At 39.8% G+C, this 12,325-nt stretch carries 10 protein-coding genes; 7 read left to right on the forward strand and 3 right to left on the reverse strand.

Translation table 11 applies throughout. From position 1 onward, the window contains the following. Positions 1-94: 94 nt before the first annotated feature. On the reverse strand, positions 95-499 hold the full coding sequence (locus NON16_RS08855; RefSeq protein ID WP_257348516.1) for a type II toxin-antitoxin system death-on-curing family toxin: 405 nt from the start codon (positions 497-499) through the stop codon (positions 95-97). Further along, entirely contained in the window at positions 496-747 is a 252-nt protein-coding gene (locus tag NON16_RS08860) for an AbrB/MazE/SpoVT family DNA-binding domain-containing protein (protein ID WP_257348517.1), read from the reverse strand. The genes NON16_RS08855 and NON16_RS08860 overlap by 4 nt, the downstream gene beginning before the upstream one ends. 800 nt (positions 748-1,547) lie before the next feature. On the opposite strand from NON16_RS08860, the gene NON16_RS08865 reads away from it, so the two are divergent. The 6 genes from NON16_RS08865 to NON16_RS08890 all read left to right on the forward strand — a co-directional run bounded on the left by NON16_RS08865 (position 1,548) and on the right by NON16_RS08890 (position 10,245). Then, positions 1,548-4,718: an alpha-N-acetylglucosaminidase gene (locus NON16_RS08865; protein WP_257348518.1), complete on the forward strand. Its 3,171-nt coding sequence runs from the start codon at positions 1,548-1,550 to the stop codon at positions 4,716-4,718. Between the two features lie 195 nt (positions 4,719-4,913). Continuing rightward, positions 4,914-5,468: a glycerol-3-phosphate responsive antiterminator gene (locus NON16_RS08870; protein ID WP_257348519.1), complete on the forward strand. Its 555-nt coding sequence runs from the start codon at positions 4,914-4,916 to the stop codon at positions 5,466-5,468. Positions 5,469-5,650: 182 nt separating this feature from the next. Continuing rightward, positions 5,651-6,469, forward strand: coding sequence for an MIP/aquaporin family protein (locus tag NON16_RS08875; RefSeq protein WP_257348521.1), 819 nt, complete (start codon positions 5,651-5,653; stop codon positions 6,467-6,469). A gap of 39 nt (positions 6,470-6,508) precedes the next feature. Then, complete coding sequence (glpK, locus tag NON16_RS08880; RefSeq protein WP_257348522.1) at positions 6,509-7,999, forward strand: glycerol kinase GlpK; 1,491 nt, start codon at positions 6,509-6,511, stop codon at positions 7,997-7,999. Between the two features lie 193 nt (positions 8,000-8,192). Further along, positions 8,193-9,881 carry a glycerol-3-phosphate dehydrogenase/oxidase gene (locus tag NON16_RS08885; RefSeq protein WP_257348554.1) on the forward strand — a complete coding sequence of 563 codons (1,689 nt, stop codon included), beginning with the start codon at positions 8,193-8,195 and terminating at the stop codon, positions 9,879-9,881. 154 nt (positions 9,882-10,035) lie between these two features. Continuing rightward, entirely contained in the window at positions 10,036-10,245 is a 210-nt protein-coding gene (locus NON16_RS08890) for a hypothetical protein (protein ID WP_257348523.1), read from the forward strand. A gap of 215 nt (positions 10,246-10,460) precedes the next feature. On the opposite strand, the gene NON16_RS08895 is transcribed toward NON16_RS08890, so the two are convergent. Next, positions 10,461-11,081 (reverse strand): spore coat protein, encoded by a 621-nt coding sequence (locus NON16_RS08895; protein WP_257348555.1) that lies wholly within the window; start codon positions 11,079-11,081, stop codon positions 10,461-10,463. A 294-nt stretch (positions 11,082-11,375) separates the two neighbouring features. Here NON16_RS08895 and NON16_RS08900 point away from each other — a divergent pair, with 294 nt between their 5' ends. Then, the gene (locus NON16_RS08900) at positions 11,376-12,299 is read left to right on the forward strand and encodes a tyrosinase family protein (protein ID WP_257348524.1); all 924 of its coding nucleotides are present in this window, start codon (positions 11,376-11,378) and stop codon (positions 12,297-12,299) included. Positions 12,300-12,325 lie beyond the last annotated feature (26 nt).

The following is a 12,325-nucleotide window of genomic DNA, read 5'->3' on the forward strand; positions in this document are numbered from 1 at the left end:
AAGGCGATCGCCTGCGCTAAGGCTTGGCGCTAGCCAAGTTTTCTTTAGGATGAAAAAATAATCCATTCTTAGATTGTAATGAAAAAGAATGGATTCAGAGTTTTCTCGTATTTTCTTTTATCGTTGAGACGATCTTTTCGAATGTATATTTATGATTTACGACATCTACTGTGAAATCTTGTTCTTCCTCTATTCCCATTGTCCATTTATAATGGTTTATTTTCAAAAAAACAATGAGAGATGCAAGTGCTGTTCGTTTGTTTGCGTTGTAAAAGGCATGATTTTTAGCTATTGATTCGAATAGTGCGGCTGCTTTTTCATAAATAGAGGGATATGCATCATTCTCAAATACAGATTGCTTCGGACGGTTAATAGCAGAGTCTAATAAATTTGGGTTTTTAACTCCTACAGGTTCTTGTGGTGAGTATAGGCGTATCTGAACTGTATTTATGGCAATAATTTGATTGGTTGATAAGTATACCGTATCTTCTGTACTCATCTATCTACTAGCCCTCTAAATGCCTTATCATGCTCTTTTATTACATCATTAAGTATATTCATAAACTCTACGTCTACTCCATCTGGAAGTTGCAGGTGCTCTTTCTTACGTAAAATAATTTTTCCGTCTTTTACTTCTACTTGCACGTCATCACCTTGTGCGAGCCCTACTTGCCTTAATAACTCAAGGGGTAAAGTGATTCCAACGCTGTTCCCTATTTTTGTTACTTTTCTTTCAATTTGTTCCATAACATTCACATCCTTATTATGACTGTTATAATGATTATAACATAATTCATTCATAAAAAAATTCTTATGAAAACAAATTGATATTAAATTAGGATATAACGAAGCTATCATAAGACTTTAAGGCTAGTCTTATATTATATCTAGCGAAGTTTCATTAGTTCTGAAATAATTTTGTGTTAAAATTCAGAATTGTATTGACAATTCAATTGACGTATTATAGTATTTTAATTAAATTAAGCATGTAACCTTAAGTGGGCATAAGCTGAGAAACCAATTTATTGGTTTTTGGTTTGTGCGCGCTTTTTTTGCACGTTAAGAAAGTATAAAAATACTTTCTATAGTATAAGTGCAACTATGGCGATCACCAGCGCTAAGACTTGGTGCTAGCCAAGTTTTCTTTATTATTATTAAAAATTTTATAGAGGAGTGCAATGATGAATTTTGGAGGTGATTCACCTTTATCTGTTCCTGTGTAGCGCATTAAAGTAACTCGGATTTATATTTATTTTCGACTGTAGGAGGGAAGACTTTCAAGAAGGGTGGTTAAGAATTTTTGATTACACGTTAAGAAAGTATAACTTTTCAGCTGGAAGTAAACCGACGTTGAGGAAAAGTTTAAGTCCTAAGTATAAGCGCAACTAAGGCGATCGCCAGCGCTAAGGCTTGGCGCTAGCCAAGTTTTCTTTACACGTTAAGAAAGTATAAAAATACTTTCTATAGTATAAGCGCAACTAAGGCGCAGCCGGCGCCAAAGGCTTGGCGCTAGCCAAGTTTTCTTTAAAATTGAAGAGGTGATTATAATGAAAAAAATATTTTCAGTCCTATGTGTTCTCATTATGATAGTTTCCTTTATTCAACCTATTTCACAATTAGAATTTATTCCATCAGCAAAAGCAAAGAGTAATGGGGATAACATGGAATCGAATAGTGAACCTACTGTTTTAAAGAAGGGTAAACCAGAGAAAGGTATTTTCGACACTAAGCCGGCAGAAAAATCACTAAAAAGGGTTCTTCCCCGTCATTATAAACAAGTTGAATTCCTTGCTGTGCAAAAAGATGAAAAAGGAAATGATTATTTTCGAATAACAGGTAAGCCTGGGAAGATTCAGATTCAAGGAACCTCCCCTGCTGTTTTGCTGACGGGGTTCAACTGGTATTTAAAATATACGGCAAAAGGTAATATCACTTGGAATGGAGAACAATTAAACTTACCTAAAACCTTGCCTGCACCAGAAACTGAAATCATAAAAACGGCAAATGTTCCTCATCGATTTGCATTAAACGATACAGATGATGGATATACAGGAGCTTATCGGAAATGGAAAGATTGGGAGAGGACCATTGATGTGCTTGCCCTTCAGGGAGTCAATGAGGTTCTGGTGACTGTTGGTCAAGAAGCAGTTTATTACGATACGTTTAAAGAATTTGGTTACAGTTCAGAAGAGTTACTTAAATGGATTCCCCAACCAAGCCATCAACCTTGGTGGCTACTGCAGAATATGTGTTGCTTCGGGGGATCCGTAACTGAAGAATTGATTGAGGAAAGAGCGGAGCTTGGGAAGAAAATTGCCAACAGATTACGTGAGCTTGGAATGACACCGGTATTCCCAGGTTATTACGGTACGGTTCCTTTGGATTTTGTTAAAAAAAACCCGCAAGGAAGAGTTATATCTCAAGGTGATTGGATATCAGGCTTTAGGCGACCAGATTGGCTCGATCCGCGAAATGAGCTTTTCACAAAAGTTGCTGAGACATTTTACAAAAAACAAGAAAAGCGATTTGGAGAAACAACAATGTACAAGATGGATCTTTTGCATGAAGGTGGACGACCAGGAGATGTACCAGTAGATGATGCAGCTGGAGCAGTTGAGGCTGCTCTTCAAAAAGCACATCCAGGGGCCATTTGGGCAATTCTTGGTTGGCAGAGTAATCCCAGTAAGGAATTGATTGCCCCTCTTGATAAAGACAAGGTTCTTATCCTTGATGGTCTGTCAGATCGATACTCAAACCTAAACAGGGAATCCACCTGGCCAGACACCCCTTATGCTTTCGGTTCCATTTGGAACTTTGGGGGTCATACAACTATGGGGGCTAATATGTCAGTATGGAATGAAAGGTACTGGGAATGGAAAGAAAAATCGGGGAGTAACCTTTCAGGTATAGCCATGATGCCTGAAGCAAGCGACAATAACCCGGTAGCTTTTGATTTCCTCACCGAAATGGCTTGGCAAGATGGACCTGTAGATATGGATGAGTGGTTTTCTAAGTGGGCTGAGCGCCGTTATGGCAAGGCTGATAAGCATGCTGAAGCTGCGTGGAATATTTTACAAAATACAGCCTATAATATGCCTGCTGATGGGTGGAGCGAGGCGCAGGATGGCTTGTTTGGAGCACAACCGAGTTTAAGCACCAAATCTGCAGCTTCTTGGTCACCTTCAAGTGAGCGTTATAATACTCAGCACTTTAACCAATCTTTATCTGAACTGCTCAAAGTTGCTCCAGAGCTCAGAAAAAGCAGTGCATACAAGTATGATTTAATGGATGTTACACGCCAGGTGCTTTCGAATCAAAGCCGAGTACTATTACCAAAAATAAAAGAAGCATACGATGCAAAAGATGAAAAACTATTTGTACACTATACTAATAAATGGTTAGAGTGGATGAAACTTTTGGATGAAGTAGTTTCTACGAATAAGCAAACGATGCTTGGGCCTTGGCTAAAACAAGCAAAATCTTGGGCATCGGATAAAGAAGAAGCAGCCCGACTTGAGTATGACGCCCGTTCAATTATTACAGTATGGGGAGATAGTCAACCTTCTAAATCGGGACTTCACGATTATGCCAATCGCGAGTGGGGCGGCCTGGTAGGTAGCTTCTATTATGATAGATGGAAAACGTATTTTGATGAACTGAGTAGTGCTCTAAAAGAAGAGAGACAGCCTAAGCAAATTGATTGGTATGCTATGGGGGATGAGTGGGCCCATAGTCAAAATAAATATCCACACAAGCCAGGTGGTGATATTCATAAAATTTCAGAAAAAGTGCTTGAGGAATTATCAAACTTTGGATTTCCATTAACCAGTGAAGTTTCTGTTTCAAGTGGAGTTATTTCAGTTGGAGAGCCTGTAACAGTCACTGTCAAATTAACCAATGACAACAGCTTCTCAACTGCAGAGGATATTAACCTCACATTAAACTCACCTCCAGGATTTAATGTGAAGCCACTTGGTGACACAACATTTAATGACCTATTACCAGGGGAGTCAGTGTCTTTGAAATATAAAATTACACTATCTGAAGAAGTTTCTGTTTTTAATTTGGTTGAAATAATTGCAACAGAAACCTCCTATCACATTGGGGACAAAAGCCAGAGGTCTACAAATAGCGTTAAGTTGATGACAATAAACAATGTAGGCCCAGAATTCAAAACCATTTCTTTTAATGACTCCGTTTTTGGACAATTAGAAAGTTCATTTGGTATCTATGGTGGGGGAACTGATCTTTGGGGCGGTACAAATGGTTTTGGTTCTATTTATCGTGAAGATGAAATGAAGGATGGAACAACGGTAACGACACGTGTAGTAAGCCAGGATAACACATGGTCTTGGGCTCGTGCTGGAATAATGGCCCGTAATGACATGACCCAAAATGGTTCTAAAGGATATTTAAATTTAGCCATCACTCCAGGGAACGGTTGTGTCCTCTCATGGGATTCAAATGATGATGGACGGCTAGATACATTTTCGCAAAAGGCATCCTTTACAACTCCTGTATACCTAAAATTAACTAAAAATGGATCCTCCTTCACAGGTTCTTGTAGTTCAGACGGGACAAATTGGACCACGGTTGGGACAGCATCTATAAACAATGCTGCTCCGGCTCAGGACGTAGGTCTATTTATGAGTGCAGTCAACGTCGTTTCGGGAAAAAAAGGATTAGTGGAATTTAATAACTTTACTGTAAATCCATAAACGAATATTAATAAAAAAGTAAATAACTCTCTTCGTTCTATGATTACTAGTAGATTGAGGAGAGTTTTCATTTTTAATTTAAACGACTTTATTGTCACTTAACAAGAAAAATGAATCTTAAATAAAAATGAGGTAGAATCTAGACAGGATGACGAAGGAGATTTTCAAACTAGACCTAAAGAGGGATGGTACTTAATGGCGATACAACACAAAATACTGCCTGCAGTCCGGAATATGAAAGATTTTGAAAAATTATTAGAAAGTCCATATGAATATTTGGTTTTACTTGACAGTCACATTAGTCAGTTGAAAAGTATTGTACAACTCGCAAATCGACATAACAAAAAAATGCTCGTGCATGCAGATTTGATTCATGGGTTAAAAAATGATGAATATGCTGCTGAATTTCTCTGTCAAGAAATCAAAGTTGCAGGATTAATTTCAACCCGAGCTAATGTGATTTTAACCGCAAAGAAAAAAGGGATTTTAGCAATCCAAAGACTGTTCCTATTAGATTCTAGTGCACTTAATAAAAGTTATGTATTACTGGAGAGGACAAAGCCTGATTATATTGAAGTTCTTCCTGGGGTTATGCCAAATATCATCTCGGAGGTACATAACCATACAGGGATTCCGATATTTGCGGGAGGATTAATTCGAACGATAGAGGATGTCGAAAATGCACTAACAGCAGGAGCCACGGCAGTAACAACGTCGAGGACAGAATTATGGGACTACTACGTAACCTAATTGTAATAATCTAACATATTGACAATGCATTGATTATCATGTAATTTAGAAGACAAGTTAATATATGTGACGGAGAAATGGAGATCCACACTAATCACTCATTTTATATGAGGAGATTCGTGTGGATTTTTTTCATTCCTCTATATGAAAGGGTTTTCATAACATTGACAGGAGGAATTAAAATGTCCGCATTTATGGCAGAGATCATTGGGACGATGATTTTAGTTATTCTAGGAGGAGGCGTGGTTGGAGGTGTCGTATTAAATAAAACGAAGGCACAAGATTCCGGCTGGATCGTAATCACAATGGGTTGGGGTCTGGCAGTAGCAATGGCCGTCTATGCAGTTGGAGGTATAAGTGGTGCTCATATTAATCCTGCCGTTACATTAGGGTTTGCTGTAATTGGTGAGTTTCCTTGGGCAGATGTACCAAAATATATTGCTGGTCAAATGATTGGTGCATTTTTGGGAGCTGTTATTGTTTACTTACATTATTTACCCCATTGGAGAGTTACAAAGGATAAGGCTGCAAAACTTGGAGTGTTTTCAACGGATCCTGCAATCAGGCACTCATTTTCGAACTTATTAAGTGAGATCATTGGAACATTTGTCTTAGTGATGGGTCTATTAGCGATTGGTGCAAATGAATTTACAGAAGGCTTAAATCCACTAATCGTCGGATTCCTGATTATTGCAATTGGCCTTTCTCTCGGAGGAACAACTGGATATGCGATTAATCCGGCACGTGATTTAGGCCCGCGAATTGCTCATTTTATATTGCCAATTGCAGGTAAAGGATCTTCTGATTGGGGTTATGCTTGGATACCGATTGCAGGTCCAATACTGGGTGGGATTTTCGGTGCCCTATTTTATAAAAAGTTTTTTACAGGAGCTGAATCGGTAGGGTTCTGGATCGTAGGTGCTCTTATATTAGTGATTTTATCAGCAGCGTTTGTTACAAGTGAAAAAGATACAGAAAAGGAAGAAAGATCGGCAGCTTAAACGATTTACTAATAGTAGAATACTAGGGAGAGTGTGAAAATGGAGACATATATTCTATCACTGGATCAAGGAACGACTAGTTCACGGGCAATCTTATTTAATAGAGAAGGAGAAATCATTCATAGTGCTCAAAGGGAGTTCACACAGTATTTTCCGAAATCGGGTTGGGTTGAACATAATGCCAACGAAATCTGGGGATCTATTCTAGCCGTTATTGCACAAGTATTATCCGAATCAAATACGAAACCCGAACAAGTTGCAGGTATTGGTATTACAAATCAACGAGAAACCACAGTCGTTTGGGACAAAACAACAGAGAAGCCAATTTACAATGCGATTGTCTGGCAATCTCGCCAAACAGCTGAAATATGTGACGAGCTTAAGGCAGCTGGATATAATGATAGATTCCGGGATAAAACAGGTCTCTTGATCGACGCTTACTTTTCTGGAACGAAGGTAAAATGGATTCTTGATCACGTAGACGGGGCCAGAGAGAAAGCGGAATCTGGTGAGCTCTTATTTGGTACGATCGATACATGGTTGATTTGGAAATTGACAGGCGGAAAAGCTCATGTCACAGACTATTCGAATGCTTCCAGAACATTGATGTTCAATATACATGATTTACAATGGGATGATGAACTACTTGATATACTCGATGTGCCAAAATCAATGCTACCAGAGGTAAAGCCTTCCTCGGAAGTGTATGGGAACACTGTTGAACACCATTTCTTTGGTCAATCTGTTCCGATTGCTGGTGCTGCAGGTGACCAGCAGGCAGCGTTATTCGGTCAGGCTTGCTATGATCAAGGTATGGCGAAAAATACGTATGGTACTGGATGCTTCATGCTTATGAATACAGGAGAAAAGGCTGTTTCATCAGAAAATGGATTGTTAACAACGATCGCTTGGGGTTTGAATGGAAAAGTTGAATATGCACTGGAAGGAAGTATATTTGTAGCTGGGTCTGCGATTCAGTGGTTAAGAGATGGCTTGCGGATGTTTAAGGATTCTGCTGACAGTGAGCAATATGCAAAGCGTGTAGATTCAACCGATGGAGTATTTGTAGTACCAGCATTTGTCGGACTCGGAACACCATACTGGGATAGTGATGTACGAGGATCAGTGTTTGGTCTAACTCGAGGAACTTCAAAGGAACACTTCGTTCGGGCAACTTTAGAGTCATTGGTATACCAAACGAAAGATGTATTGACAGCAATGGAAGCGGATTCGGGGATATCGCTGAAAACGCTACGTGTTGATGGGGGAGCTGTGAAAAATAACTTCCTTATGCAATTTCAAAGCGATATGTTAGGAGTTCCAGTCGAGCGACCGGTTATTAACGAGACGACGGCACTTGGGGCAGCCTATTTAGCTGGACTTGCCGTTGGCTACTGGAAAGATCAATCAGAAATTGCTAAACAGTGGAAGATTGATAAGACATTTACTGATTCCATGGATGAAGAAGAACGTGATTCTCTATATGGAGGTTGGAAAAAGGCAGTTCAAGCATCAATGGCTTTTAAATAGAATAAGATTATGATAAGATAAAATCAAGTTAATATCTGGTTGGAGATACGGAGAGACCACAACACCCTTATAAGTTACCGTGCTTATAAGCGTTCGTTGTGGTCTCTTTTTTTTACACATTAAAAAAGTGTCTATACTATTTATAATACAACTAATAACAACGGTGATCGCATATATGGAGGGAGACAACATGATGACTACATCATTTTCAGGGAAAGAGCGTACGAACTATTTAAACGCCATGCAGAATGAGGAACAGTATGATGTACTAGTTATAGGCGGCGGAATTACAGGTGCTGGGATCGCGCTAGATGCTGTAACTCGTGGAATGAAGACCGCATTAGTGGATATGCAGGACTTTGCCGCGGGAACGTCAAGTCGTTCGACGAAATTGGTCCATGGTGGCCTACGTTATTTAAAGCAATTCGAAATAAAAATGGTAGCTGAAGTCGGTAAAGAGCGGGCGATTGTTTATGAGAATGGACCGCATGTAACAACACCAGAGTGGATGCTGTTGCCAATTTATAAAGGAGGTACATTCGGGAAATTCAGTACGTCTATAGGGTTAAGGGTGTATGACTTCTTAGCTGGTGTAAAACGAAGTGAACGGCGTAAGATGCTGAATGTTAATGAAACATTGAAGAAAGAGCCGACTCTGAAAAATGATGATCTTAAAGGCGGCGGGTATTACGTAGAGTACCGTACGGACGATGCACGGCTGACGATTGAAGTGTTGAAGAAGGCAGTTGAAAATGGAGTTAAGGCGGTAAATTACGCAAAAGTAGAACAGTTCATATACGAGGGTGAAAAAGCAGTGGGTGTCGTTGTAGAGGATCAATTGAAAGGCGAAACCTACCAAATTCGTGCTAAAAAGATCGTAAATGCGGCTGGACCTTGGGTTGATACACTCCGGGAAAAGGATCAATCAAAACGGGGTAAAACATTGCATCTAACGAAGGGTGTCCATCTTGTTTTTGATAGTCAGCGTTTTCCGCTACGACAAGCGATCTATTTTGATACGCCTGATGGCCGAATGGTGTTTGCAATCCCACGAGGAGGAAAAACGTATGTAGGCACTACAGATACGAATTATAATGTAGATACAGATATCGCCCATCCTCAAATGACTGTTGATGATCGTGACTATCTGATCCAAGCGATACAATTTATGTTTCCGGATCTTGAGATTAACGCGGAAGATATTGAGTCGAGTTGGGCAGGGCTTCGGCCACTTATACATGAAGAAGGTAAAGATCCGTCTGAGATTTCTCGGAAAGATGAGATCTTCATTTCTGACTCAGGGTTGATTACCATTGCAGGTGGAAAGCTGACAGGTTATCGTAAAATGGCGGATAGTATCGTAAATCTCCTGGCGAAAGAATTGACTGGAGACGGTGACAGTGCTTATCCAAGCTGTCAAACCAAGCATATGCCGATTTCAGGTGGTGAGGTTGGTGGATCGGATAACTTCCCTGCTTTTATGGATGAAAAAGTAAAGACAGGGGTAGAGTTAGGTCTGAATGAATCAGAAGCGCGAGCTCTCGTTCAACGCTATGGCTCTAACATCGATCATGTTTATAAGTTCATTGATAAGAATGATGATGGTGAGCACAGTTTACCTATGGATGTATTAGCTTCCGTGCATTATAGTATTGAAAAGGAAATGACTACTAAGCCGACCGACCTCTTTATTCGTCGTACCGGTGCACTCTATTTTAATATCGAATGGGTACGGAAGTGGAAAAAGCCAATTATTGAATTGATGGCGACACAAATGAATTGGACAGAAGAGGAAATTCGAAGCTATACAGTGGAACTTGAACAACATTTGGTCGATGCGGTTGTTCCAGTTGATGTAGCGGAAGATCAATCTGCTGGTTGATTACGAATAGTAAGTGAGGTTAGGTGTTTGGACTAGCACCTAACCTTGTTTATATGAACCATCTAGTTGCGAATAAACTAAAATTTCTTTGGTATAACGGTTACGGTTTGATATAATTATAATGTCATTAAAATTTCGAAAGGTGGTGTCAAACATGTCAGAGGAAAAATTGGACAAACTTCTAAATGTTATGGTGGAAATGAAGGGGGAGTTCGTAGGATTTAGAAAAGAATTTAATGATTTTAGAAAAGAGACCAATGAGAAATTAGATACAATTGAAAGTAATATCGAACTACTTGCTTCTAAAACATGGAACAACGAAAAAGATATATACAGAATGAAGAATTTAATGGGAATCAAGTGAATTTTACTCACTTTTATATACATCACTTCTGTCGACTTTGTCGAGATTTTCATGATTTTCTCCCAGAACCACACATATTTTGATCTCCGCAAACCCCTGCCAAAAACTGATTTAGCAATTCTTTCTCTACCTTTTACATTATTAATTTAATAACTGAAATCAAAATGGGTAGAAACAGCCTTCGAACTGACTGTATCTACCCTGTTTAGTTTCCATTACTGTCGGAATTGATTTTGCTGAGTATTTGGTGCTGGCGCGTAGCTTTGAAGCATTTGGGTCATGTCCTGTTGCGAAAGCTGCGGTACTTGATAATATTGATGTTTATTTTGGTAAAGAAACAGTTCATAGGCCATTTCAATAAAGTTCGGGACGCTATCGGCAATGACTCGTCTCAATACAGGGTTGGTCATTTCCATTGAGGTCATTGCTAATAATGAAGCAGTGGATTTAGCTAGCCCGAGCATATATCCCGATACTCCTTTGTCGTTCACCTGATTGGCAGAGCTGATTGGTTTACTTGGTTGGCTAGGTGACAGGCCATACACGGTATTGTTCGTTTGCTGCATTTTATAAGTATATGAAGAGTGGGAAGGCTTTTCGCCTGTTGAAAAGGTCTCTACCGCAATGTTGTATAAATCTGTGATAAACGTATGTTGCCGGTATAAAATCGTACGTAATTCCTGATCCTTAATGAACTGATCATAAATGAGATATTGATCCAACACACTCATTAACGAGGATAGAACCTCATGACTATCGAACATTTCATGACCGCCATGATTAAGATTGGGTGGGACAGTCGTTGGTTGCTGCTGGTTTCCAGGCTGCTGATTCATCGTTCCCGTTGGCTGTGTGCCAAATTGGTTCATCCTAGGCACGTTTGTTGGTTGCTGCACACCATTTTGAGCCATTTGATTATGCATAATGATTCCCTCCATACATGTTGAAATTCCTTGTTATTGTTTGTTCTGATTTGGAAAACATGCATAACTTGTAAAATAACTGTTTTACCTAAAAACGCTTATTTCTTATCTCATTTTCTCAAAATCCACATCAGCCTATATCATCTACTAGGTGTTTTACATTCAATATACAGAGATGTGTTTTTTGAAAAATGGGGTGTGCAGAGAATGGCGACAACGTACAACATTAGAAAAAATGTACGTGATCTTACTGATAAGGAAAAACGTGATTTTGTTAATGCAGTTTTGGCTATAAAAGAAAATGGTCTCTATGATCGATATGTGAGGTGGCACGCGGAAGCAGGTAGTTTTCGTACTCCAGAAGGAGCTGACCGAAATGCCGCCCATATGGGGCCTTCATTTTTACCATGGCACCGTGAGTTTATTTATCGATTTGAACGGGACCTTCAGTCAGAGGTTGAAGGAGTAGTTCTTCCATATTGGGATTGGGCTGAAGATGCAGAATTATCCGATCCGTCGCGATCACCGGTATGGGGCTCGGACTTCATGGGAGGGAATGGTAACCCAGAAAACAACTTTCTTGTTGAAGACGGTCCATTTTCAGTAGGCAGATGGGCGGTTGTTGATGAAGAAGGAAATTCGGGCGGGGGACTGAGACGGAACTTTGGAGCAAGCGAACGGGCATCAACTTTACCAACTAGAGCTGATGTTCGCAATGCAATTGAAGTTATTCCGTATGATAGTCCCCCATGGAATATGACTAGCACCGACAGCTTTAGAAATTACTTGGAAGGATTTATCGACGGACCGCAGTTACACAACCGGGTCCATGTATGGGTTGGGGGAGATATGCAGTTTATACCTACTGCACCAAACGACCCTGTATTCTTTTTACACCATGCGAATGTAGATCGTCTTTGGGCTATATGGCAACTTATATATCCGGAAGAAACATATCGTCCTATTAGTGGGGGACCAATTGGCCATAATTTGGATGATTCCATGTTTCCATGGGAGACGACACCTGAAGACGTCATAAATCATAGAGAACTAGGCTATGTATACGATACGGAAGTTAGTGCGCTGATAAAGACGAAGAATAGGCGTAATAGATCTAACCCTATAACATAGGAAGAACAATTCGATATTCAGGGGGC

The sequence above is a fragment of the Pseudalkalibacillus decolorationis genome (assembly GCF_024609785.1).
GTDB classification, from domain to species: Bacteria; Bacillota; Bacilli; order Bacillales; family Fictibacillaceae; genus Pseudalkalibacillus; species Pseudalkalibacillus decolorationis.